Source organism: Amorphus orientalis (assembly GCF_030814015.1).
Classification (GTDB): Bacteria; Pseudomonadota; Alphaproteobacteria; order Rhizobiales; family Amorphaceae; genus Amorphus; species Amorphus orientalis.
Genome location: NZ_JAUSUL010000003.1, coordinates 321,276 through 344,532 on the forward strand (window position 1 = coordinate 321,276; position 23,257 = coordinate 344,532).

The 23,257-nt window shown below is 68.8% G+C and carries 18 protein-coding genes; 6 read left to right on the forward strand and 12 right to left on the reverse strand.

Annotation, left to right across the window (positions count from 1 at the left end):
• Positions 1-17: 17 nt before the first annotated feature.
• The 8 genes from tsaE to J2S73_RS16010 form a co-directional block, all read right to left on the reverse strand.
• Positions 18-1,535 (reverse strand): tRNA (adenosine(37)-N6)-threonylcarbamoyltransferase complex ATPase subunit type 1 TsaE, encoded by a 1,518-nt coding sequence (gene tsaE / locus J2S73_RS15975; protein ID WP_306886617.1) that lies wholly within the window; start codon positions 1,533-1,535, stop codon positions 18-20.
• Positions 1,536-1,568: 33 nt separating this feature from the next.
• Positions 1,569-3,947: a sensor histidine kinase gene (locus tag J2S73_RS15980; RefSeq protein ID WP_306886618.1), complete on the reverse strand. Its 2,379-nt coding sequence runs from the start codon at positions 3,945-3,947 to the stop codon at positions 1,569-1,571.
• 273 nt (positions 3,948-4,220) lie between these two features.
• A complete protein-coding gene (gene ahcY / locus J2S73_RS15985) occupies positions 4,221-5,627 on the reverse strand; it encodes an adenosylhomocysteinase (protein WP_306886619.1) in 1,407 nt (468 codons plus the stop codon).
• A gap of 380 nt (positions 5,628-6,007) precedes the next feature.
• Complete coding sequence (locus J2S73_RS15990; RefSeq protein WP_306886620.1) at positions 6,008-6,310, reverse strand: HPr family phosphocarrier protein; 303 nt, start codon at positions 6,308-6,310, stop codon at positions 6,008-6,010.
• Complete coding sequence (locus J2S73_RS15995; RefSeq protein WP_306886621.1) at positions 6,307-6,708, reverse strand: PTS sugar transporter subunit IIA; 402 nt, start codon at positions 6,706-6,708, stop codon at positions 6,307-6,309. Before J2S73_RS15995 ends, J2S73_RS15990 begins: the two co-directional genes overlap by 4 nt.
• 229 nt (positions 6,709-6,937) lie before the next feature.
• Positions 6,938-7,408, reverse strand: a complete 471-nt coding sequence (locus J2S73_RS16000; RefSeq protein WP_306886622.1) for an HPr kinase/phosphorylase — start codon at positions 7,406-7,408, stop codon at positions 6,938-6,940.
• Positions 7,409-7,426: 18 nt separating this feature from the next.
• Positions 7,427-9,217 carry a sensor histidine kinase gene (locus tag J2S73_RS16005; protein WP_306886623.1) on the reverse strand — a complete coding sequence of 597 codons (1,791 nt, stop codon included), beginning with the start codon at positions 9,215-9,217 and terminating at the stop codon, positions 7,427-7,429.
• Positions 9,218-9,245: 28 nt separating this feature from the next.
• Positions 9,246-9,947: a response regulator transcription factor gene (locus J2S73_RS16010; RefSeq protein WP_306886624.1), complete on the reverse strand. Its 702-nt coding sequence runs from the start codon at positions 9,945-9,947 to the stop codon at positions 9,246-9,248.
• Between the two features lie 255 nt (positions 9,948-10,202).
• On the opposite strand from J2S73_RS16010, the gene J2S73_RS16015 reads away from it, so the two are divergent.
• From J2S73_RS16015 to grpE, 6 genes are all read left to right on the forward strand, one after another.
• Complete coding sequence (locus J2S73_RS16015) at positions 10,203-10,931, forward strand: HugZ family pyridoxamine 5'-phosphate oxidase (protein ID WP_306886625.1); 729 nt, start codon at positions 10,203-10,205, stop codon at positions 10,929-10,931.
• Between the two features lie 238 nt (positions 10,932-11,169).
• On the forward strand, positions 11,170-12,783 hold the full coding sequence (locus J2S73_RS16020) for a phosphoenolpyruvate carboxykinase (protein ID WP_306886626.1): 1,614 nt from the start codon (positions 11,170-11,172) through the stop codon (positions 12,781-12,783).
• A gap of 160 nt (positions 12,784-12,943) precedes the next feature.
• Entirely contained in the window at positions 12,944-16,006 is a 3,063-nt protein-coding gene (gene addB / locus J2S73_RS16025) for a double-strand break repair protein AddB (RefSeq protein ID WP_306886627.1), read from the forward strand.
• Positions 16,003-19,539 (forward strand): double-strand break repair helicase AddA, encoded by a 3,537-nt coding sequence (addA, locus tag J2S73_RS16030; RefSeq protein ID WP_306886628.1) that lies wholly within the window; start codon positions 16,003-16,005, stop codon positions 19,537-19,539. Before addB ends, addA begins: the two co-directional genes overlap by 4 nt.
• Before the next feature lie 148 nt (positions 19,540-19,687).
• Positions 19,688-20,011, forward strand: a complete 324-nt coding sequence (trxA, locus tag J2S73_RS16035; RefSeq protein WP_306886629.1) for a thioredoxin — start codon at positions 19,688-19,690, stop codon at positions 20,009-20,011.
• Positions 20,012-20,137: 126 nt separating this feature from the next.
• On the forward strand, positions 20,138-20,749 hold the full coding sequence (gene grpE, locus J2S73_RS16040) for a nucleotide exchange factor GrpE (protein WP_306886820.1): 612 nt from the start codon (positions 20,138-20,140) through the stop codon (positions 20,747-20,749).
• Between the two features lie 28 nt (positions 20,750-20,777).
• Here grpE and J2S73_RS16045 read toward each other — a convergent pair whose 3' ends face one another.
• From J2S73_RS16045 to J2S73_RS16060, 4 genes are all read right to left on the reverse strand, one after another.
• On the reverse strand, positions 20,778-21,254 hold the full coding sequence (locus J2S73_RS16045; RefSeq protein WP_370874450.1) for a molybdenum cofactor biosynthesis protein MoaE: 477 nt from the start codon (positions 21,252-21,254) through the stop codon (positions 20,778-20,780).
• Positions 21,251-21,502 carry a molybdopterin converting factor subunit 1 gene (moaD, locus tag J2S73_RS16050; protein WP_306886631.1) on the reverse strand — a complete coding sequence of 84 codons (252 nt, stop codon included), beginning with the start codon at positions 21,500-21,502 and terminating at the stop codon, positions 21,251-21,253. Before moaD ends, J2S73_RS16045 begins: the two co-directional genes overlap by 4 nt.
• A complete protein-coding gene (pgsA, locus tag J2S73_RS16055) occupies positions 21,502-22,074 on the reverse strand; it encodes a CDP-diacylglycerol--glycerol-3-phosphate 3-phosphatidyltransferase (RefSeq protein WP_306886632.1) in 573 nt (190 codons plus the stop codon). Before pgsA ends, moaD begins: the two co-directional genes overlap by 1 nt.
• Positions 22,075-22,202: 128 nt before the next feature.
• The gene (locus tag J2S73_RS16060) at positions 22,203-23,057 is read right to left on the reverse strand and encodes a cytochrome c4 (protein ID WP_306886633.1); all 855 of its coding nucleotides are present in this window, start codon (positions 23,055-23,057) and stop codon (positions 22,203-22,205) included.
• Between the last annotated feature and the right edge of the window lie 200 nt (positions 23,058-23,257).

Sequence of the window (23,257 nt, forward strand, 5' to 3'; positions counted from 1 at the left end):
AGGGTGCTTCGGCCCGATCAGGATTTTGGCGCGAGATCCGCAAACGCGGCATCGTAGAAGTCGGTGAGGTTGCCAAATACGGGGTCGGTGAGGGTTCGCGCAAGATAGGATGACACGCGCGGGATGTGGGCGAGATAGCCGGTCTTGCCGTCGCGCCGGGCCAGCCGGGCGAAAATGCCCAGAACCTTGGTCGCGCGCTGGGCCGCCATCAGCGCATAGGCGAGCGCGAAATCGTCCCGGTCGAAGTCCGGATCGGCCGCCGCGCGCGCCGCACAGTAGCGGTCGAACAGGCGCGCCTCCTGCTCCGGCGATACGGTCACGCGCACGTCCTGCAGGAGCGAAGCGACATCGTAGGCGCTCGGGCCGATGAGCGCGTCCTGGTAGTCGAGCAGGCCGACCTTGCCGAGACCCTTCCGCCCCTCCAGCCACATCAGGTTGGGCGAATGGAAGTCCCGCAGAAGCCAGTGCTGTTCGGCGTCCTCGACCAGCGGGAAGAGGTCGTCCCACGCCTTCAGGAACGCCTCCTGGGCGCCCGATTCCATTTCTCCTCCGGTGGCGAAGGGAATGAACCAGTCGGGATAGAGCGACAGCTCAATCAGGAACACGCCCCGGTCGAACGGCGGCAGGACATGGCGCGCGCCGCCGGGAAGCGGCACGCTCTCGATCATCGGCCGGTTGTGGAGATCGGCCAGAAGATCGACCGCCAGTGCATATCGATCTTCGTCCACCTGCCCGTCCCTGAGGATCGGATCGCGTCCGAGATCCTCCAGCAACAGGAACCCCGCCTCGAAATCGTGGGCGATGACGCGCGGCGCGGAATAGCCGTGGGCGCGCAGCCCGTCGCCGACCGCCACGAACGGCCGAACGGTTTCCGCAAGATGCGCCCGCTTGCTGTAGGGCTGGCCGCCATAGATCGCCGGACCGTCGGGCTGGGTCGGCGCGTTCATCAGGATGGCCGGCTCCCGGCCGCCGCCGATCCGTTCATAGGCGCGCGACGACGCATCGCCCTGAAGATGACGGCGCGTCGCGCGGCGGTATCCGGCGTTGACCAGAAAGCGCCGCGCCGCCCGGCTCCGGGCAAGCCGATGCGCGAAGGAGGGCGCGGCCTCCAGCGACGCCGAGCGCATTTCGGCGCCCGGCTCGGGTTCCAGCGCGATGGCAAGCGCCGGCGCCGGCAGCATCCCGTCCCCCTGTTCGGGCCACTCCACCAGCACCGCACCCTCCACCAGGAGATCGTCCAGAGCCAGTTCCGCCGCCTCTTCCGGATCGCTCAGCCGGTAGAGATCGACGTGCGCGATCTGAAGGCGCGGCAGGTCGTAGGGCTGCAGCAGCGTGAAGGTCGGGCTCGGCACCTCCAGATCGGGATCGTCGGCGATGGCCCGCAGCAGGGCCCGGGCGAAGGTCGTCTTGCCGGCGCCGAGCGGACCGGAGAGCGTGACGAGATCGCCGGGCTTGAGCACGGCGGCGATATCCTCGGCGAGACGCACCGTGTCCGTCTCGTCGGAAAGCGTGAGGGTCGAAACGGGTTCGCTCATGATCGGACCGGGAGCACTCCTGGGCCGGGCCGCCTAGGCGAGCCGCGGACGGTCGGGAAAACGGACGGTCACGGTGGTCCCGGCGCCGGGTTCGGACCGGATGTCGACCGAACCGCCGTGAAGTTCGACGAAGCTTTTCACGATGGCAAGACCCAGTCCGGCGCCCCGCCTGCGGCCGCCCGACGGATCGGAGACGAACCGGTCGAACACCGCATCGATCTTCTCCGCCTCGATGCCGCGACCCTGGTCGGAGACCGTCAGGACGATCTCCCCCGACTGGCGCCGTCCGAGGATCTCCACGGAACCGCCCTCCGGCGAGAAGGTGACGGCATTGGCCAGAAGATTGTAGATCACCTGGCGGATGCGCTTCTCGTCGCCGCTGAAGCTGCCGACCTCGTCCGGAATGTCGGCAACGACGGCGAGCCGCGCCTCCTTGATGCGATCCTGCAGGCCTTCCGTCGCGGACGCGACGACGGCGGCGAGATCCACGGTCCCCGGCTCCAGCTCCATGATGCCGGCGTCGATGGTCGTGAGATCGAGAATGTCGTTGATGATCGCCAGCAGCGCCTCGGACGAGGCGTGAATGTAGCTGGCATATTCGCGCTGCTTCTCGTTGAGCGGGCCGATGCCGCTCCCGGTCAGAAGCTGGGTGAAGCCGATGATGGTCGTGAGCGGCGAGCGCAGCTGGTACGATACGTGGCCGATGAAGGCGGTCTTGAGCCGGTCGGCCTCCTCCAGCGCCACGTTGCGCTCCTTCAGGGCGCGCTCGACCTTCACCGTGTCGGTCACATCGACGAAGGTGGCGAGCGTGGCGCCGTCGGGCAGCGGCACGGTGGCATAGTCGATCACGCTGCCGTCGGCACGCTCGAGCCGATCGGCGATCGCTTCGCGGCGGTCGTCCAGGCTGGTCACGGTGCCGGCGATCTTGACCCAGGCGGCGCGGTCGGACGGCCCCTTTGCGCAGGCCTGGCTGACCCGGGTGATGTGGGTGCGGTCGGCCCGTGCCTCCGCCGGCAGCTGCCAGAGCGCGGAGAACACCGGATTGCACAGGCGCAGCCGGCCGTCGGGGCCGAACACCGCCACGCCTTCGGCCAGATGATCCAGGGTCTCGCTCTGGACCCGGATCAGCGCGTTGTAGCGGCTTTCCAGGTCGAGCCGCTCGGTGACGTTCTCGTAGACATAGGTCACGCCGCCGTGGGGATGCGGATTGGTGATCACCCGGAGCGTCTGACCATCGGGCAGATGCCACCACTCCTCGAAGCTCTCGACGGCCTGGTAGCCCCGGGTCACGCCCTTGACCCAGGCATCGAAGTCCGCCTGCTCGGGCAGCTTGCGCTGAGCCCTCAGCGTCTTCAGAAGCGCCTCGTCGGCGGGATGGCTGTCGAGGTAGCCGGCATCCAGATCCCACAGGGCCCGGTAGGCCGGATTGTAGAACTGCAGCCGCCGGTCCGGGCCGAAAACTGCGACCGGCGTGGCCAGCTCGTCGAGGGTGCGCGCATGGAAGTCGACCGTTCGGCGCAGGGCGGCGTGGGTCTGCTCGAGCTCGCTGACGTCGATCGCCACCCCGACGCTGCCGCCCTCACCGATGATTTCGACCACGTCGAGGGTCCGGTTCTCGCCGTGAATGACGGTGGAGACACGCGCCTCCGCCCGCCCGCTTTCGGTCCGGGCCCGGGCCAGCATCTGGCGGCCGGCCGTATCCAGGAGTTCGTCGCCGGCCGCCACCGCCGATGCGGCATCCGGCTGATCGACCGCGGCGGCATAGGCGGCGTTGACCCAGGACAGCGTGCCTGCCGCCGTCCGGATCCAGAGCGGATAGGGAAGCCGGTCCATGAAGGCGTCCACCACGCCCTCCGCCACGGTCGGCGCCGGGCCCGGCGCGGTCGGTTCGCGAACCGGGGCGAATCCGACCGCAGCGGCAGCACCCGCCACGCGGCCGGCACACGAAACCCGATGGCCGGCACGCGTGCGCACCTCGCGCAGGAAGGCGGTGCCGCTGTCCTTCAGGGCGTCGACATCCGCGGCCAGACCGGCGGCGTCCTTCGCATCGACCCAGCCGGCGAAATCGGCAAGCGCGTCCGCGCTGCCGGGCGTCTCGTCGAGATCGTGTCCGCCGTAGACCTCCGGCCCGTCCCCGGACAGAGGGAAGACGAGGATCCGGCGGTCGGTCGCCGCCACCAGCGCCTCGGCCTGTTCCGCCCGCGTCGCCGCTTCCTCCGCCATTCGCGCAGCGGACCGGCTCCGCTCGTAGAGAACGGCGGCGAGCCCGCCGAGGCCCATGGCCGCAAGCAGCGCGACCCCGGCCGTGGTCGCCAGAAGGGCGCCCGCCCCGCCGGCCGGACCGGAGGCCGCATCCGCGGGACCCGCCACGAGGCAGCCGGCAACAGCAAGGACGGCGCGCGGCCGGAGCATCGGGATGATCATGGTCTTGGCGGCGGGCCGTGTCCGCGGGTTCGGGGGTGCACCTGAAGCAACCTGCGTGCAGGCCGGTCGGAAAAGCCTCCAGGCGCGAATCGCAGCCCGGCGAGTTTAGTCGATCCGGCGGCGCTTTGGGACCCGAAGCGTGCGGCCCGGTCGGTTGGGGCACGGCATGTCCCGCAAACGAAAAACGCCGGCCCGAACGGACCGGCGTCTTCCGAAATGCAGTGTCGGAGGGCGCCGGATGATCCGGCGCCGCCGCCTCGATCAGTAGCGGTACTGCTCGCCCTTGAACGGACCCTTCACCGGCACGCCGATATACTCGGCCTGCTCGTCGGACAGCTGGGTGAGTTCGGCGTTGAGCTTGCGCAGATGCAGCTCGGCGACCTTCTCGTCCAGGTGCTTCGGCAGCACGTAGACCTTGTTCTCGTACTGCTCGCCCTTGGTCCACAGCTCGATCTGGGCGAGCGTCTGGTTGGCGAACGAGGCCGACATCACGAAGCTCGGATGGCCGGTCGCGTTGCCGAGGTTCACCAGACGGCCCTCGGAGAGCAGGATCATGCGCTTGCCGTCCGGATACTCGATCAGGTCGACCTGCGGCTTGACGTTCTTCCACTTGAAGTTCTTCAGGCCGTCGACCTGAATCTCGTTGTCGAAGTGGCCGATGTTGCAGACGATCGCCATGTCCTTGAGCGACCGCATGTGATCGACGGTCAGAACGTCCTTGTTCCCGGTCGCCGTGACCACGATGTCGGCGCGCGGAGCACCCTCTTCCATCGTGACGACCTCGAAGCCGTCCATGGCGGCCTGCAGGGCGCAGATCGGGTCGATCTCGGTGACCATCACGCGGGCGCCAGCGCCCGACAGCGACTGGGCCGAGCCCTTGCCGACGTCACCGTAGCCGGCGACGATGGCGACCTTGCCGGCCATCATCACGTCGGTACCGCGACGGATCGCGTCGACCAGCGATTCACGGCAGCCGTACTTGTTGTCGAACTTCGACTTGGTGACGGAGTCGTTGACGTTGATCGCCGGGAACGGCAGCTCGCCGCGCTTCTCCATCTGGTAGAGACGCATGACGCCCGTGGTCGTCTCCTCGGAGACGCCCTTGATGGCATCGCGGCAGCGCGAATAGAAGGTCGGATCCTTCTCGAGGCGACGCTTGATGGTCGCGACGAGGGCCTTCTCTTCGTCGTTCTTCGGGTTGTTGAGGACCGACGGATCCTTCTCGGCCTTGGCGCCGAGCATGACGAGCATGGTGGCGTCGCCGCCGTCGTCCAGGATCATGTTGCAGGTCTCGCCGTCACCCCAGTCGAGGATGCGGTCGGCGTACTCCCAGTAGTCCTCGAGGCTCTCGCCCTTGACGGCGAACACCGGCGTTCCGGTGGCGGCGATGGCCGCGGCGGCCTGGTCCTGGGTCGAGAAGATGTTGCAGGAGGCCCAGCGCACGTCGGCGCCCAGGGCGACCAGCGTCTCGATGAGGACGGCGGTCTGAATCGTCATGTGGAGCGAGCCGGCGATCCGCGCGCCCTTGAGCGGCTTCGACGCCGCGTACTCCTCGCGCACGGCCATCAGGCCGGGCATCTCGGTTTCGGCGATGTCGATCTCCGTCCGACCCCAATCGGCCAGGCCGATGTCCTTGACGACGTAGTCGGATGCGGGCTTGTCGAGCATGTGTATCGCTCCTTGTCTGTGATTTCGTGCGTTCAGCGCGCGCGAAAGGGCCGCGGCGCGCCACGTGAGGGAGGGTATAGCGGTCCAGAGGCCCGGGTTCAATAAGGATATAAAGATTTCTTTATATTGAGCCGCCCGGCGCATCGGTCCCATGCGATCGGACGAGACAGCCCGTCCGATCGGCACAAACCGGTCGGACGACGAAAAACGGCTCTGGATTCAGGTATTTGGGTGGGGCGGACGCGCCCCGGGCAATCCTGCCTGAAGGCGGTGTGCCCTCGGAGCCCGTCCATTCGCAATCCGCCGGACGGAGCGAACCGGGATCGGGATCGCGCACCTTCGGGATCGCGCAGCTTATTGAATCTGGAGCCCCACGCGACCTAGGCCCCCGGCATCGCATCCTCGCCGAACCCGCTCTCGACCAGCTGGGTCAGCGCATCGATCACCGCCTCGGCTTCCGGCCCCGTCGCGGTGATGGTGATCCCGGTTCCCGGCCCGGCGGCCAGCATCAGGAGCCCCATGATGGATGTGCCGCCCACCGACTGGCCATCCCGCTCGACGGTGACGTCCGCCCGGAACTGCTCGGCGCACTTGACGAATTTCGCGGATGCGCGGGCGTGCAGCCCGCGTTGATTGACGATGACGAGCCTGGCGGACCGAACCGCATCCGCTTCGTCCGTCATCGGCCCGAAAGAACCTGGCTGGCCACGCTGATATATTTCTGGCCGGCGGTCTTGGCGTCGTCGACGGCCTGAACCAGCGGCGTGTCGGCCCGCACGCTGGCGAGCTTGACCAGCATCGGCAGATTGACGCCGGCGATCACCTCGATCGCACCGGCCCGCATGACCGAAATCGCGAGATTGGATGGGGTGCCGCCGAACATGTCGGTCAGGACCACGACGCCGCTCCCGTCATCCACGGAGTTGATCGCCTCGACGATGTCGGTCCGGCGCTGCTCCATGTCGTCGTCCGGTCCGATCGAGATCGTGGCGATGCGCTCCTGCGGACCGACCACATGCTCAAGCGCGGCCTGAAGTTCTTCGGCCAGGCGCCCATGGGTGACGAGGACGAGCCCGATCATCGAAGACAGCAGTCCGCTGACATGACCCCAGGACCACTCGCCGTGCGGCGATGCCGCACGCTGCGGAGCGAAAGACTGTTCAGCACGGTGGAAATCGCACAACCTCGCACGGATCTGACCCTGTCCGCCGGTCGCCGGCACCAGCCGGAAACGATCGGCGTCGCCGCCCGAGAGGAAGCCCCCGCGCGACGTGCCGGCCAGATTCTGTCAGCCGGCCCCCGGTTTCAAGTCAAATCGTTGGATTCTCCCGTTCGATTCCGAACCGTTCCGCCAGAATGCGCGCCCGCACGGCCGCACAGGCCTGCCATCCCGTCCCGCAGACGGGTTGCCGCGCAAGCCGCAGGCCCTCGATCGTGGTCACCAGGGCGCCCGGCTCCGGCAGCCGTTCGGCGTCCGCCAGGTCGACGATGTCAACGACGAGGCGCACCACGGCCGCGGTCTCGAAGTCGGTTGCGACGATGCCGAAGCCGCGCAGTTCCAGCCGCCCGGCGATCTCGGAGGGCGCCCGCGCGACGAGGCGCCCGTTGACCGCCGCCACGGCGACCCGGTCGTCGGAGACCAGCTGGGCGTACCGTCCGCCCGCGCGCTCCGCTTCCACGAGCTGGGCGGCAAGCGCACTCTTTCCCGCTCCCGACGGCCCGCGAACCAGCACGCCGACGGCCCCGATCAGCAGGCATGTGGCATGGATCGTGGGAGCCATCGCGTCCGCCTGGCCCCTCTAGGCCTGCGACAGGGCGGGCAGCCGGACGATGAACCGGGCGCCCGCGACCTCGCCCGGCGCGCCGTTCTCGGCGGGCCGGTTCTCGGCGGAGATCGTGCCCCGGTGCGCCTCCACGATCTGGCGCGAAATGGACAGGCCCAGCCCCGAATTGTCGCCGAACCCCTGGACCTCGGGCCGGTCGGTGTAGAAGCGCTCGAAGATGCGCTCGATCTTCTCCGCGGTGATGCCCGATCCGCAGTCGTCGATGACGACCTCCACGTCCCCGTCGATCCGGCGGGCCGTGACCGTGATGGTCCCGCCTTCCGGCGAGAACGAGCGCGCATTGTCGATCAGGTTGGTGAACACCTGGCTCAGCCGGCTGTCGTGTCCGTTCACATAGTAGGCATCGCGCGCCTTGCGGGAGCCGGCATTGGTCACGTTCAGCCGGATGGCGATCCCCTGGGGTCGGGCCAGTTCGCGCTGCAGCTCGACGACGGCTTCCAGCAGATCGGCGAGGTTCACCGGCTCCGCGTCGCGGCGTGCGAGCTCGGCATCCAGCCGCGAGGCGTCGGAAATGTCGGAGATCAGCCGGTCGAGCCGGCGCACGTCGTGCTGGATGATGCCGAGCAGGCGCTCCCGCGACTCCTCGGTCTTGGCCCGCGGAAGCGTCTCCACGGCGCTGCGCAGCGAGGTCAGCGGGTTCTTGAGTTCGTGGGCGACGTCGGCCGCGAACGCCTCAATGGCATCGATGCGGTTATGAAGGGCCGCCGTCATCTCCTTCAGGGCTCGTCCCAGATCGCCGATCTCGTCGTGGCGCTCGGCAAAGGAGGGGATCGCGTCGCGGCCGCGCACCCCGCGCCGGACCCGGTCCGCGGCGGCGGCCAGCCGGCGGATCGGACCGGCGATCGTCCCGGCCATCAGGATCGAGAGCACCGCCATCACGCCGACGGAAACCAGAAAGACGCGGACGATGGCCAGCCGCTCCGCCCGGAGAATGGAGTCGATGTCGCCGCCCTGGGTCGACAGGAGCAGCGCGCCGAGAACGGCGCGGAACCGCTGGATCGGAACCGCGACGGAGACGATCAGCTCGCCCTTGTCGTTGACCCGCACGACGCTCGCCGGAGCGCCCGAAACGGCTCGCTCGACCTCCGGATACTCCTTGCCGTTGGCGCCGCCGATCTCTTTATAGACCGGCAGGTCGCCGTGCAGCGTCCACCCCTTCAAGCGCTCCCAGATCCGCTCCAGCGGACCGGGCTCGCTCTCCTGGGGCGGCGGCAGATCGAAGCGCAGGATCTGCCCGCGCGAATAGAGATGCCGGGAATCGAGCAGCAGCAGGCCTTCCCGGTCGTAGATCCGGGCCCGGGTCTTCGTCGGAGAGATCAGGCGCCGCAGGATTGGCGCGACGCGCTCCGGATTGATCGGAAAGTCCAGCGCATGAGTGCCCTGGTCGATCGGGGCGACGCTTTCGCCCGCCTGGAGCTCGAGCAGCCGTTCCGGATCCACCGAGATCGTGTCGGTGTCCACCGTCGCGGACGCGGCGATCGCCGCGGCGATGATCTCACCCTGAATGAGCAGGCTTTCCACCCGCGCATCGATCAGGCCGGCGCGGAACTGGTTCAGATAGAGGGTGCCGGAGACCAGCGCGACGAGGCCGACCAGATTGAGCGCAAGAATGCGGCGGGTGACGCTGGAGAAGACATAGGTGGACAGCATCCTGCCCACGCCGCGCCCGACACGGCCGACGAAACGGAGCGGCCGCCGCCGCCGCTGGCCCTTCGGGGCCGCATATGTATCCGTTTCGACAGCCATGACGGGATCGGCACCGTTTTCGGGCCGACTACATTTCCTTGAACCGGTAGCCGACGCCATACAGCGTTTCGATCATGTCGAAGCTGTTGTCGACCACCTTGAACTTCTTCCTCAGCCGCTTGATGTGACTGTCGATGGTCCGGTCGTCGACATAGACCTGATCGTCATAGGCCGCGTCCATCAGCGCGTTGCGGCTCTTCACGACACCCGGCCTCTGGGCGAGAGCGAACAGGATCAGGAACTCCGTCACCGTCAGCGTGACCGGCTCGCCCTGCCAGGTGCAGGTGTGCCGCTCCTGGTCCATCTTCAGCTGGCCACGCTCCAGGATCTTGCTGGCGTCGGTCGCCTTCGGGGCCGTGCCGTCCCGCGGCTGGGCCCGGCGCATGACGGCCTTGACCCGCTCCACCAGGAGGCGCTGGGAAAACGGCTTCCGGATGAAGTCGTCGGCGCCCATCTTCAGCCCGAACAGCTCGTCGATCTCCTCGTCCTTGGAGGTGAGGAAGATCACCGGCATGTCGCTCTGCTGACGCACGCGGCGCAGAAGCTCCATGCCGTCCATGCGCGGCATCTTGATGTCCAGGATCGCCAGGTCCGGCGGATCCTGGGACAGGCCCTGCAGCGCGGACGAGCCATCGGTGTAGGTCTGGACCCGGTAGCCTTCCGATTCGAGCGCGATGGACACGGAAGCCAGGATGTTCCGGTCGTCATCGACGAGTGCAACCGTCGCCATTCAGCGTCCTTTCGTCGCGGGTTCGCGCCGCGCAAGTCTGCGATCCGGCGCTTTTTCGTCGTAAGACGGGTCAATTACGAGGAAAATATGGCCCGTCTCCGGTCCTGCGAAAGTCCCCGCTTGAGCCAAATCATTGCAGAAGCCTCGATTTTGGGGCTTTGTTGCGCGCACATGACCGTGCCGGAGTTAGGAAGACCCCGGCAAGAAAGCGGTCCGCGACCCGTCCGACTTTCAGCCAACGCCCAACCGAACGCGATGTCGAGCGAATTCGAACCCGGCCCCGCTGCCAAGCAGCTCCTGCGCACCAGTTTCCAGGGTGCGCTGGGAACCCTGGACGCCGAAACCGGCGCGCCGCACGTTTCGCTCGTCACAGTGGCAACCGCGCCGGACGGGGCCCCGATCCTGCTCCTGTCGGATCTGGCCCGGCACACGCGGAACCTGAAGGCGGACGATCGGGTCTCGCTTCTCGCAAGCGAGGCGACGACCCCGGGAGATCCGCTTGCCCTCGCCCGGGTCACGGTGATCGGGCGTATCCACCGCATCGCGTCGCCGGCGGCGGACCGCAACCGCTTCCTGGCGCGGCAGCCGGAGGCGGCCGAATACGCCGACTTCCCCGATTTCGGGTTCTATCGGCTGGAACCGGAAAGCGCCCATCTGGTCGCGGGCTTCGGCCGGATCGTGACGCTCTCCGCCGCCGACATCATGACGGATCTCTCCGACGCGCAAGCGCTCGTCGAGGCGGAGCCGGGTGCGATCGAGCACATGAACGCCGACCATGCCGATGCGGTCGCGCTCTATGCCGAAAAGCTGGCGGGCAAGGGTCCCGCCGAACGCCCCTGGCGGGTGTGCGGGATCGACCCGGAAGGCATCGATCTGGTCGCCGGCCACCACGCCGCCCGCGTCGATTTCCCCGAGCGCATCACCACGCCGGGTGCACTGCGATCCGCACTCAAGGCACTGGCCGACCAGGCGCGCGCCTCGTGAGCGTCACCGAATTGCCGGAATCCCCCCTTTTGACGGGAACAAACCCAAGTCCGCACTGTTTTGCTTGTCACGGGCACGGGGGTTTACTACGTTCGCGCGAGTTTTCGCGCGAGTTTTCGCGCGAGGGGGCGCGGAACAGCCGCAGTCGGAACTGAACCGACACATCATGAATGCTGCGGCGCAACATGGTTGCTGATGGCTCAGACCACACGCCAGCTGATTTAAGAGAGGCAGAACAGTGAAAGAATTCGGCTTGCGCAATCCAAACGCCGGGATCGAGACGATTGGTCTCGCCGGGTTGGCGTCGATCCACTGGAACCAGAGCGCCCCCAGCCTCTACGAACAGGCGATCCGCCGCAACGAAGGCCAGCTGACCGCCGCCGGGACCCTGGCGGCCGACACCGGCGTGCACACCGGACGCTCGCCGAAAGACAAGTTCGTGGTGCGTGATTCCGGCACCGAGGACCAGATCTGGTGGGATAACAACAAGGCGATGGAGCCTGCCGCGTTCGACCGCCTTCTGGAGGACATGCGCGACCACGCCAAGGGCATGAACCTGTTCGGCCAGGACCTTTATGGCGGCGCCGACCCCGACTACCGGATCAACGTCCGCGTCTACACCGAATACGCCTGGCATTCGCTGTTCATCCGCAATCTGCTGATCCGGCCGGATCGCGACGCGCTGACGAGCTTCGTACCGGATCTGACGATCATCGACCTGCCGAGCTTCTCCGCCGATCCGGAGCGGCACGGCTGCCGCAGCGAGACGGTCATCGCCTGCGACTTCACCCGCAAGATCATCCTGATCGCGGGCACCTCCTATGCGGGCGAGATGAAGAAATCGGTCTTCACCCTGCTCAACTACCTGCTTCCGCCCAAGAACGTCATGCCGATGCACTGCTCGGCCAATCTCGGCGCGAACGGCGACACGGCCGTCTTCTTCGGTCTGTCGGGCACCGGCAAGACGACGCTGTCCGCCGATCCCAAGCGCAAGCTGATCGGCGACGACGAGCACGGCTGGAGCGAGAACGGCGTCTTCAACTTCGAAGGCGGCTCCTACGCCAAGATGATCAAGCTGTCCCAGGAGGCCGAACCGCAGATCTGGGCCGCCACCCATCGCTTCGGCGTCATCTACGAGAACGTCACCATCGATCCGGACACCCGCGAGCCCAATTTCGACGACGGGTCGAAGACCGAGAACACCCGCGGCGCCTACCCGATCGAGTTCATGCCCAACATCGCGACGGGCAGTGTCGGGCCGAACCCGAAGAACATCATCATGCTGACCGCCGATGCGTTCGGCGTGATGCCGCCGATCGCCAAGCTGACTCCGGCCCAGGCGATGTACCATTTCCTGTCGGGCTACACCGCCAAGATCGCCGGCACGGAAAAGGGCGTCACCGATCCCGAAGCGACCTTCTCCACCTGCTTCGGCGCGCCGTTCCTGCCGCGCCACCCGGTCGAGTACGGCAACCTTCTGCGCGAGCTGATCGCCCGCCACGAGGTGGACTGCTGGCTCCTGAACACCGGCTGGACCGGCGGCGCCCACGGCGTCGGCCACCGCATGCCGATTTCCGCGACCCGGACCCTGCTGGACGCGGCGCTCGACGGCTCGCTGCATTCCGCCGACTACCGCACCGATCCGAACTTCGGCTTCGCGGTTCCGGTCTCGGTGCCGGGCGTGGACAGCAAGATCCTCGATCCCCGCTCCACCTGGGACGACAAGGCCGGCTACGACCGGCAGGCGGCGCGTCTGGTGGGTATGTTCGTCGACAATTTCGCCCGCTTTGCCGACCACGTGGACGCCAGCGTGCTGCAGGCCGCGCCCGAACTCTCAAACGCGGCCGAATAAGCCGACTTTCCGCTTTCGAACGTGTCACGACGCGCTCCGGGAAACCGGGGCGCGTTTTTCTTGTGGAGCCGGGGCGATCGCTGGTGGAAGGGCCAACGGCGGTCTCGCGTCCCTGGGACGGGACAGGCTAGATTGGTCGCCAAACGTCGGACCGAGCCCCATGCCCCGCGTCTATTCCATCGCGCCGTCGACACCCTTCCTTCCGACCCTCGTCGCCGCACTTCGCGACGGCTCGCTGTGGCCGGACGGTCGCGTGCCGGACGATCCCCTCGCCCTTGCCGATGCCACGATCTATCTGCCCACCCGGCGCGCGGCGCGGGTGCTGGAGGCCGCCTTTCTCGCCGATGCCGGGTCCCCCAGCGTGGTGCTGCCGGACATCCGCGCGATCGGCGACGTGGCGGAGGATCTCCTCGCCCTGGACGAGACGCGCGCCGCCGACCTCGGCCAGCCGGTGCTTCCGCCGCTGACGCGCCGGGTCGCCATGGCCGGTCTGGTCCGGAGCTGGGCCACACGGCTTCATGCGGAGACGCTGGACCTCCTGCCCGGCGAGACCGTCTCCGTTCCGACCTCCCCGGCCGACGCCGCCCGGCTCGCCACCGACCTCCTCGACCTGATGGACCAGGTGGAGACCCAGGAGGCCGACTGGGCCGCGCTCGCGCAGCTGGTTCCGGAGGAACTGGCGGCCTACTGGCAGGTGACGACCACCTTTCTTGAGGTCGCCGTCACCGCCTGGCCGGACTTTCTCGCCGAACAGGGCATGATGGAGCCCGCCCAGCGGCGCCGTCTCCTGGTCGAGGCGGAGGCGGACCGGCTCGCGGCGTCGCGGCCGAAGGGGCCTGTGATTGCCGCCGGCTCGACCGGCTCGATCCCGGCCACCGCCCGGCTGATCGCAACCATCGCCGGGCTTCCGACCGGCGCCGTCGTGCTGCCCGGCCTTGATTTCGATCTCGACGACGCGGCCTGGACGGCCATCGACGATCCGGCGGACCCGGCCTTCAGCCATCCCCAGTACGGGCTCAAGCAGCTTCTGCGGCGCATCGGCATCGAGCGGTCCGACGTCCGCGCTCTCGGACCGGTCCCGACCGGTGCCTCCGCCGCGCGGACCACCCTCATCTCGTCCGCCTTCCGGCCGGCGGCAACCACGGAGGCCTGGGCGGCCCCCGAGGCCAACGCGGAGGCGGCGATCGCGGGGCTCGCCCTGATCGAGGCGGAGACCTCTCGGGAAGAGGCCACCGCCATTGCACTCGCCCTGCGCGAGACCCTGGAAACGCCGGGCGCCACAGCGGCTCTGGTCACGCCGGACCGGGCCATCGCCCGGCGCGTGGCCGCCGAGATGAAGCGCTGGGAGATCGCCGTCGACGATTCCGCCGGCCGGCCGCTCGGCACCACCACCGCCGGCCTGTTCGCCCGGCTCGCCGCCGCGACCGCCACCGGCGGCGACGCGCACACGCTCATTGCCCTCCTCAAGCACCACCAGTGCCGGATCGGGCTGGATCACGACGTCTACCGGGAGGGCGTGGACGCGCTGGAGCGCCACGTTCTGCGCGGACACCGGGTCCGGCCCGGCTCGGACGGACTGCGCGCGGCGATCGCGCACCGCCGGTCCGAATGGGCCGACAAGGCGAAGAACCTCGCGCCCCTGGATGCCGCGGAGACCCTGGTGGACGCCCTGTCCGCCGCCCTGGCACCGCTGGAGGATCTCACGCGGGCCGCCGAACAGGTCGCCATCTCCGCCTTCGCCGCCGCGCATCTGGCCGTCGTGGAGGCGCTGGCGCACGACCCGGCGCGCCCGGATGCGCTCGCCCGGACGGCCGACGGCCGGGCGCTTCTCACCGCGCTGGACGGGCTCGCCCAGACCGGCGGGGTCTATTTCGACGTTCTCCCCGCCGACTGGCCCTCCCTGTTCGAGGCGCTGGCCGGAGATGCCGCCGTGCGCGGGCCCGTGCCGACCGACGACCGTCTGTTCGTCTGGGGTCCGCTGGAGGCCCGTCTCCAGTCGGTCGACCGGCTCGTGGTCGCCGGCCTCAACGAGGGCAGTTGGCCGGCCGCCGTGGAGATCGGACCGTGGATGTCGCGGCCGATGATGACCGCCTTCGGCCTGGAGCCGCCGGAGCGGCGCATCGGCCTTGCCGCCCACGACGTGGCCCAGGCACTCGGCGCGCGCGACGTCGTGCTGACCCGCGCCCGGCGCGTGTCCGGAACGCCCACGGTCGCCTCGCGCTGGCTGCAGCGCCTGCGCACGGTCGCCGGACCCACGGCGTCCGAGGCGATCGCCGCACGCGGGCGCACCTATCTCGACTGGGCGTCCGCCCTCGATGCGCCCTCCGGCCCGCCCGTGCCGGCACCCCGACCCGCTCCCGCTCCCCCGGTGGTCGACCGACCGGACCGGCTGAGCGTCACCGAGATCGCCACCCTGATCCGCGATCCCTACGCCATCTACGCCCGGCATCTCCTGCGGCTGAAGCCCCTCGATCCGATCGCACCGCCTCTGGAGGCGTCCGAACGCGGCACGCTGATCCACGACGTGCTCGCCCGGTTCGTCGCCGAATGGACCGGTCCGTTCGACGCCACCGCCGTCGCAGCGCTGGTCGAGATGGGCCGCGAAGCCTTCACGAAGCTCGACGAGGCGGAGGTCGCCGCCCTCTGGCTGCCCCGGTTCGCCCGGATCGCGGAGGCGTTCGTTGCCCGCGAGGCCACCCTTGCGACCAGGATCCGGTCCCGTCTGGTGGAAATCCGCGGCCGGCTGGAGCGCCCCACGCCGGCCGGACCAGTCACGGTCGCCGGGCGCGCCGACCGGGTCGACCTTCTGAGCGACGGAACCGTCGCGCTCTATGACTACAAGACCGGCTCCTCGCCGTCCGCCCAGGAGGTCGCGGCCCACCTGGAGCCGCAGCTCACGCTGGAAGCGCTGATGCTGCGCGAAGGCGGTCTCGAATCCGTTCCGGCCGATCAGACCGTGTCCGACATCGCCTATATCGAGCTGAAGGGGGCCCGCGAGCCGCTGACGGTGCGCTCGATCCTGGACAACAAGGCCGGGAAGGACGCCGCGACCCTCGTCGCGGAGGTCGATCAGAAGCTCCGGGCCCTTCTCTCCGCCTACGCGATGGACGGCAGCGTCTATCTCTCCCGCGCGCGGATCCAGCGCGAGAAGAGCTTCGGCGGCGACTATGACCACCTCGCCCGGGCCCGGGAGTGGGCGCTCTCGGTGGAGGGCGGCGAATGACCCGGCGCGAAATCCCCGAAGCGACCCAGGTCGCCCAGGCGCGGGCCGCAGCGCCCGGCGCGTCCGCCTGGGTGTCGGCCAATGCCGGGTCCGGCAAGACCCATGTCCTAGTCGAGCGGGTGGTGAACCTGCTCCTGTCGGGCGTCGCGCCGGGACGCATCCTCTGCCTGACCTTCACCAACGCGGCCGCCGCCCAGATGTCGCAGCGGGTGTTCGACCGGCTGGCCGCCTTCGCGCGGGCCGACGACGCCGCCCTCGACACGCTGCTGGAAGGTCGGCTCGACGGTCCGGCCGGTCCCGATGACCGGACCCGCGCGCGGCGCCTGTTCGCCGCCGCCCTGGAGACGCCCGGCGGGCTGAAGATCCAGACGATCCACGCCTTCTGCGCCATGCTGCTGCACCAGTTCCCGCTGGAGGCGAACCTGGCCGCCCGCTTCACGGTCCTGGACGACACGGCGGCCAACGAACTCGTCGACGCCGCCATCGCCCAGACGCTGGCCGAGGCGGCGGCGGACCCGCAGGGCCCGCTGGCCGACGCGATCGCGGCCATCCTGCCGCTTTCGGCCGATCTCACCCTGATCCAGTCGATCCGGGCGATGGTCACCGAGCGCGAGGCCTTCCGGCTGTGGATCCGCCACGCCGGCGATCTCGAAGACGCCATCGGCGACCTCAAGGCAGCCCTGGGGCTCGACCCATCCGATACGCCGGACAGCCTCGCCGACGAGATGTTGGCCTCCCCTCATTTCGATGACGGCTTCCGGTCCGCCTATGCCGGCGCGCTGGCCCGGGGCGGCGCCAACGACATCAAGCAGGCGGACCGGATCGCGATTGCGGCCGACCCCATGCGCGATCCCGCCGAACGCGCGGAAGCCTGGCTCGACATCTTCCTGACCGCCAAGCGCGAACCGCGCAGCGACAAGGGGGCCGGCAGCAAGGGCGTTCGGTCGGCCCTGCCGGATCTGGACGACCGCTTCGCGGCCGAACAGGCCCGCCTGATCGCGCTTCTCGACAAGGCCAGAGCCCACCGTGCCGTCTCCGCGACCGCCGCGCTCGCCCGTCTCGCCGACCGGGTGATCGCCCTCGTGGAAGCGGAGAAGGCGCGCGAAGGCTTCGTCGACTACGACGACCAGATTGCCCGAACGGCCGCACTCCTGTCCCGTTCGGAAGCGGCGGACTGGATCCAGTACAAGCTCGATCAGGGCATCGACCACATCCTGGTCGACGAGGCCCAGGACACGAGCCCGCGCCAATGGGAGATCGTGAACGCCCTCGCAAGGGAATTCTTTGCCGGCAAAGGAGCGCGATCGGGACCCCGGACCGTGTTCGCCGTGGGCGACGAAAAACAGTCCATCTACGGTTTCCAGGGCGCGGCCCCGGCGACCTTCGGCGAGCAGCTGAGGCACTTCAGGAGCCTGGCGGAGCGCGCCGAGAGCACCTTCAACGCGGTGCGGCTCACCCTTTCCTTCCGCTCGACCCCGGACGTGCTCGGCGCGGTCGACGCCGTCTTCGCCGACCCAAATCTGCACCGGCGAATCGAGAGCGCCGGCGAGGGCCTCGTGCACGAGCCGATCCGCGCCAACGACCCCGGCAAGGTCACGCTCTGGCCGCTCACGGAAACCCAGGACAGCACGATCCCGGACGACTGGACGCTGCCCCTCGATCATGAGGCCGCCGCATCCGGCGAATGGCAGCTCGCCGAACGGATCGCCGCGACGATCCGCGGCTGGCTCGACAGCGGCGCGCGGCGGCCCAACGGGGCCCGGATTAAAGCGGGCGACGTCCTCATTCTGGTGCGCAAGCGCAAGCCGTTCGCGGACGTGGTCATCCGCTCCCTGAAGGCGGCGGGCGTACCGGTGGCCGGCGCCGACCGGCTGACGGTCACCGAGCACATCGCGATCGAGGACCTGATCGCGCTCGGCCGCTTTCTTTTGACCCCGGCCGACGACCTGTCACTGGCCGCCGTTCTCAAGAGTCCCCTGTTCGGCCTCTCCGAAGAGGAGCTTTATCGGTTGGCGTCCGGGCGCGAGGGTACCCTGGAAGCCGCCCTCTTCGCGCGCCGCGATGACCCGGTGCTCGCCGCCGTGGCGGAGCGGATCGCCCGCTGGCGGCGGATCGCACTGTCGGGACGACCGTTCGACCTGTTCGCGACGGTGCTCGGGGCGGACGACGGACGCCGGCTGTTCCGCTCCCGGCTCGGCACCGAGGTCGACGACGTGCTCGATGCGTTCCTCGATCTGGCCCTCGATTACGAGCATACCGGCATCCCGACCCTGGAAGGCTTTCTGACCCGGGTGACGGCCAGTGCCAGCGAGCTCAAGCGCGAGAGCGACACCGCGCCGGAAGCCGTCCGGGTGATGACCGTCCACGGCGCCAAGGGCCTGGAGGCGCCGATCGTCTTTCTGGCTGACGGCTGCGCGGCCCCTGTCCACGGAAGCCACGCCCGCAAGATCGTGCCGCTGCCGCCGATCAGCCATCCCAATGCGGCCCGCCCGCTCGTTTGGGCGCCGAACCCCGACCACAAACCCTCCCGGGTGGCGGACGTGATCGAGGCGGAACAGGCGAGCCAGAAGGACGAATACGCCCGGCTGCTCTATGTCGCCATGACCCGGGCGGAAGACCAGCTGATCGTCTGCGGCTGGAGCCCGAAGCGCGGTCCCCACGAGGAATGCTGGTACCGGCTGATCGAAACCGGGCTGGCGCCGGACCTCGTCGACGTCACCGATGACGAGGCAAACGTCGTCGCCCGCGAATGGCACGGCGTGCGTACTGAGCGCACTGCCCCTCCCGAGCAGGACGAGCCGGCCGCCGCACGGACCCGCACGCCGCTGCCGGACTGGGCGCGAACCCCGGCGCCCCCGCCGGTCGTGCGCGCGCCGGCGCTCAGCCCGTCCGGCGCCCTGCCCCATGATGCAGGCTCCGTCCGCCGTGCCGGGGAGACTGATCGGGCCGATCCATCCATGGACCCGGAAACCGTCCGCCGGACCGCGCTCCTGCGCGGCGACCTGACCCATCGCCTGCTCGAACTCCTGCCCGATGCGCCACCGGACGAGCGGCCGGCGGCGGGCCGTCGGATTCTGGCCGTGCATCCGGGCGCCCAGAGCCTCGACGGCGAGGCGATTATCGCCTCAGTCCTCGCCATTCTCGATGACCCGCAGTTCGCCCCAGTGTTCGGCCCCGGAAGCCGGCCCGAAGTCGCCGTCGCCGGCCGGCTTCCGATCGGCGGCGTGGAGCGGCTTGTGACCGGACGCATCGACCGGATGGTGCAGGCCGGCGGCCGGGTCCTGATCGTCGATTTCAAGTCGGACCGGCCGGCGCCGGCCACCGTGGATGACGTGCCCCAATCCTACATCGCCCAGCTCGCCCTCTACCGCGACGTGCTGCGGCCGCTGGTCGGCGACGCCGCCCTCGAGGCCGCGCTCGTGTGGACCGACAGTGGCCGTCTGATGAAGGTGCCGCCGGCCGACCTCGATCGGGCGCGGGCCGCCGTCGACGCCCAGGCAGCGGAAGAGCCCGGCGGGTTTCCCGTTGCTTGACGGTCCCGGTCGGCGTGCCTACGTTCCATCCAACCGAAAGGCGGTGCGCTGGAGCCCGAAAGCCCCGTCCGCCCTGCTTTTCCTCCGACCGAAATGCCTTGCCTTCCGTCCCTGACGGTCCTGGCCGGGCCCTTATCGAGGTGATGCCATGAGCAACCCTTCCAACGTGACCGACGCCTCCTTCCAGAGCGACGTTCTGGAGTCCAGCGAGCCGGTCGTCGTCGACTTCTGGGCCGAGTGGTGCGGCCCCTGCAAGATGATCGCCCCGGCGCTCGAGGAGATCGCCCAGGAGATGAACGGCAAGGTCAAGATCGCCAAGCTCAACGTCGACGAGAACCAGGAAACCGCCATCAAGTACGGTGTCCGCTCGATCCCGACGCTGATCCTGTTCAAGGACGGGGCCCCGGCCGCCACCCAGATCGGTGCGGCGCCCAAGGGCCGTCTGTCCGACTGGATCAACTCGTCGATCTGATCCGCCGTCATGGCGCTGCGCCTGCGACGAGCCCGACCGCCACTGGCCGGGCTCGTATTCTTGTGCGCGGACGCTTACATACGACGCGACCGATACCGGCCTGAACCAGACTGAAGACGAGCGATGATGAGCAACGAAACGGCGAACAAGACCAACCCGGACGAGATCGAAGGCGATCCGTCCGAAGACATTGAGGCTGCCGCCGTCGAAACGGACGAGGACGGCGTCGACGATCCGGTCGTCCGCCTGGAGCGCGAAGCGGCCGAGCTGAAGGACCAGCTCCTGCGGGCCCTCGCCGATGCGGAGAACACGCGCCGGCGGGCCGAGAAGGATCTGGCCGATGCGCGCCGCTACGCCGTGGCCGGCTTTGCCCGGGACATGCTGTCGGTGAGCGACAATTTCCGGCGCGCGCTGGACTCCAAGCCGGAGGGCGAGATTGCCGAGGATCCGGGCGTGAAGGCCCTGATCGAAGGCATCGAGATGACCGAGCGCGAGCTTCTCAACGCCTTCGAGAAGCACGGCATCGTCAAGATCGTGCCGGAAGGCGAGCGCTTCGATCCGAACATGCATCAGGCCATGTTCGAGGTTCCGAACCCGGAGGTCGCCTCCGGAACCGTGGTGCAGGTGGTCCAGCCCGGCTACAAGATCGCAGACCGGGTGCTGCGTCCGGCCATGGTGGGTGTCGCCAAGGGCGGCCCGAAGGCCCCGAAGCCCTCCGAGGGGTCGAGCGAGGAATAAGGCGGAAACTCAGGGCGTTTCAGCGCCGTCAGCGGGCCCAGCGCTCGGTGGCGGCATCGTCTTCGTCCTTCGCCGCGACCCAGCCGCCAGCGCTTCCGTCCGCCCGGTGCTCCTTCTTCCAGAAGGGCGCGCGGGTCTTCAGGAAATCCATCAGGAAGGCGGCGGCCTCGAACGCGGCCGCCCGGTGGGCGGACGCAGCCACCACCAGAACGATCGTCTCGCCTGGCAGCACACGCCCCGAGCGGTGCACCACGCGAAGGCCCAGCAGCGGCCAGCGCGTCACTGCCTCGTCGGCGATGCGTCCGATCTCCGCCTCAGCCATCCCCGGATAGTGTTCGAGTTCGAGGGCGGCGAGCTGTCCGCCCTCGTCCCGGCACAGACCCGTGAACGCCACGACGGCGCCGATGTCGGACCGACCCGCGCACGCGGCCGCCTGTTCGCCGGCGACGTCCACCGGCTCCGGCCCGACGCGGATCGACGGCGTGACGGCGGCCACGGCGGTCAGCCTCCGGTCATCGGTGGAAACAGCGCGACTTCCCGCGCACCCGCCAGCGGCGCGTCGGGCTGGGCATGGACCCGGTCGACCGCGACCCGGATCGCGCGCGGCTCTTCGAGCGCGAAAGCATGGTTCGGGCTGCGGGTCCTGAGCCAGTCGACGAGATCGCCGGCCGTGGCGACATCGGCTGGAAGGTCGACGTCTTCCTCCTCGACCCCGACCCGCTCGCGTACCCAGGCGAAATAGACAACACGCATCACTCGGCCTCGACGATATGGGGCACTCCGCCCCGGATATAATCGTAGCCGGTCCACACCGTAAGGGCGGCGGCGATCCACAACACCACCAACCCGACGACCTCGGCCGCCTGGGCTACCGATCCCAGCAGCGGCGCAACCAGGAGCACGGCGATCGCGACGAGCTGCATCGTGGTCTTCCACTTGGCCACCTGACTCACGTGGATCACCACCGTGCCGCCGAGGAACTCGCGCAGTCCGGAGACGAAGATCTCCCGCATCAGGATGAAGACGGCGGCCAGCACGTGCAGGCCGACGATCGTGCCGTCGGCGGCGAGCGCCACCAGAAGTGCGGCGACGATCAGCTTGTCGGCGATCGGATCGAGCATCCGCCCGAGCGCGGTGGTCTGGTTCAAGGCCCGCGCCAGATAGCCGTCGACATAGTCGGAAAGGGCTGCGACCACGAACAGGATCACCGCCACCCACCGGGCCGTCTCGCTCGGAACCAGCAGCAGGGCAGCCACCACCGGTACGGCCGCGATGCGGACATAGGTCAGGATGTTCGGGATCGTGAGCGCGTCGCGGCTGGTCATCTCAGGGTCCAGGACAAGCAAATGGCGGGCCGTGTCGGACAGACCACAGCACCGTCCCCCGGTCAACGCAACGGTCGGTGACGCGGAGGGTTCCGACCCGCCAGAGCTCTCGATCCCCGCAACGCCGTCTACTGCCGCGTCGGAATGGTCCGTAGATAGGCCACGACCGCCGTCAGATCGGCATCGGTCATGCCGTGATAGTAGGGATAGCCCATCGGCGGCTTGAGCGGGGTTCCATCCGGACGGACGCCCTCGGCGATGGCGCGCTTGATCTCCTCATCCGACCAGGCGCCGATGCCCGCCTCCGGGTCCGGCGTGATGTTCGCGGCGACCGCCACACCCCAGGGTCCGGGGAATTCGCGACCGCCCGCGCCGAGCCCGGCAACCGGGTCCGGATGCCCGTCCGTCCAGCGCGTGTGGCACTCCATGCAGTGGGCGATGGTCGTCAGATAGAACCCCTCGGTCTCGATGTTCCCGGCGCGCGCCGCTTCCGGGATCGGCTCGTCCGCACCCGGAAACGGCTTTGCGACGATGATCTGGCGATAATCCGGCGTCGGCACCTGGTTCTCGACCGCGGGCAAGCTCCGCAGGTAGGCGACGATCGCATCAAGATCCCGTGGCGACAGCACCTTGTAGAAGGCGTAGGGCATCACCGGCGCGAGCGGGGTGCCGTCGGGCCGGATCCCGCCGACGAGAGCCGTCTTGATATCGGCATCCGACCAGGCCCCGATGCCGGTCGCTTCATCCGGCGTGATGTTGGAGGCGGTGACCGTGAACGGCGGTTCGTCGAAGGTCAGGCCGCCCGACAGCGCCCGCTCCATATCGGGCCCGCCCGGGCCGATCGGCGTGTGGCAGTTGCCGCAGGCCATCACCGTGTTGACGAGATAGTCGCCGCGCTCGACGAGCGTTTCCGCTGCCGCGCCCGAAACGAGCGCGGTCAGCAGTCCGAAGCCGGCGGCAGCCGGCACGAACCAGGACGTCATGTGAAGTGTCTCCCAAGACCGAGCGCGCAGGCGCCTTTGGCCGGCGCCGCCACGTCGGTGAGCAATTTTCGGATGGTAGAAACAGGCTGCTTCTTCCCGACCGCTGCCGGGCCGGAAAGGTTCGCAACTAGACGGAAACGGAAAAGCTTCAAACCGAAACGCCGGAACGCAACCCCTCGCAATCCTCCGACGCTTCTAGT

What these genes read in the sequence shown, in the direction of transcription:
- tsaE (WP_306886617.1), bottom strand. Translation starts at nt 1,535, where the DNA reads ATGAGCGAACCCGTTTCGACCCTCACGCTTTCCGACGAGACGGACACG.
- J2S73_RS15980 (WP_306886618.1), bottom strand. Translation starts at nt 3,947, where the DNA reads ATGCTCCGGCCGCGCGCCGTCCTTGCTGTTGCCGGCTGCCTCGTGGCG.
- ahcY (WP_306886619.1), bottom strand. Translation starts at nt 5,627, where the DNA reads ATGCTCGACAAGCCCGCATCCGACTACGTCGTCAAGGACATCGGCCTG.
- J2S73_RS15990 (WP_306886620.1), bottom strand. Translation starts at nt 6,310, where the DNA reads ATGACGGACGAAGCGGATGCGGTTCGGTCCGCCAGGCTCGTCATCGTC.
- J2S73_RS15995 (WP_306886621.1), bottom strand. Translation starts at nt 6,708, where the DNA reads ATGATCGGGCTCGTCCTCGTCACCCATGGGCGCCTGGCCGAAGAACTT.
- J2S73_RS16000 (WP_306886622.1), bottom strand. Translation starts at nt 7,408, where the DNA reads ATGGCTCCCACGATCCATGCCACATGCCTGCTGATCGGGGCCGTCGGC.
- J2S73_RS16005 (WP_306886623.1), bottom strand. Translation starts at nt 9,217, where the DNA reads ATGGCTGTCGAAACGGATACATATGCGGCCCCGAAGGGCCAGCGGCGG.
- J2S73_RS16010 (WP_306886624.1), bottom strand. Translation starts at nt 9,947, where the DNA reads ATGGCGACGGTTGCACTCGTCGATGACGACCGGAACATCCTGGCTTCC.
- J2S73_RS16015 (WP_306886625.1), top strand. Translation starts at nt 10,203, where the DNA reads ATGTCGAGCGAATTCGAACCCGGCCCCGCTGCCAAGCAGCTCCTGCGC.
- addB (WP_306886627.1), top strand. Translation starts at nt 12,944, where the DNA reads ATGCCCCGCGTCTATTCCATCGCGCCGTCGACACCCTTCCTTCCGACC.
- addA (WP_306886628.1), top strand. Translation starts at nt 16,003, where the DNA reads ATGACCCGGCGCGAAATCCCCGAAGCGACCCAGGTCGCCCAGGCGCGG.
- trxA (WP_306886629.1), top strand. Translation starts at nt 19,688, where the DNA reads ATGAGCAACCCTTCCAACGTGACCGACGCCTCCTTCCAGAGCGACGTT.
- grpE (WP_306886820.1), top strand. Translation starts at nt 20,138, where the DNA reads ATGAGCAACGAAACGGCGAACAAGACCAACCCGGACGAGATCGAAGGC.
- moaD (WP_306886631.1), bottom strand. Translation starts at nt 21,502, where the DNA reads ATGCGTGTTGTCTATTTCGCCTGGGTACGCGAGCGGGTCGGGGTCGAG.
- pgsA (WP_306886632.1), bottom strand. Translation starts at nt 22,074, where the DNA reads ATGACCAGCCGCGACGCGCTCACGATCCCGAACATCCTGACCTATGTC.
- J2S73_RS16060 (WP_306886633.1), bottom strand. Translation starts at nt 23,057, where the DNA reads ATGACGTCCTGGTTCGTGCCGGCTGCCGCCGGCTTCGGACTGCTGACC.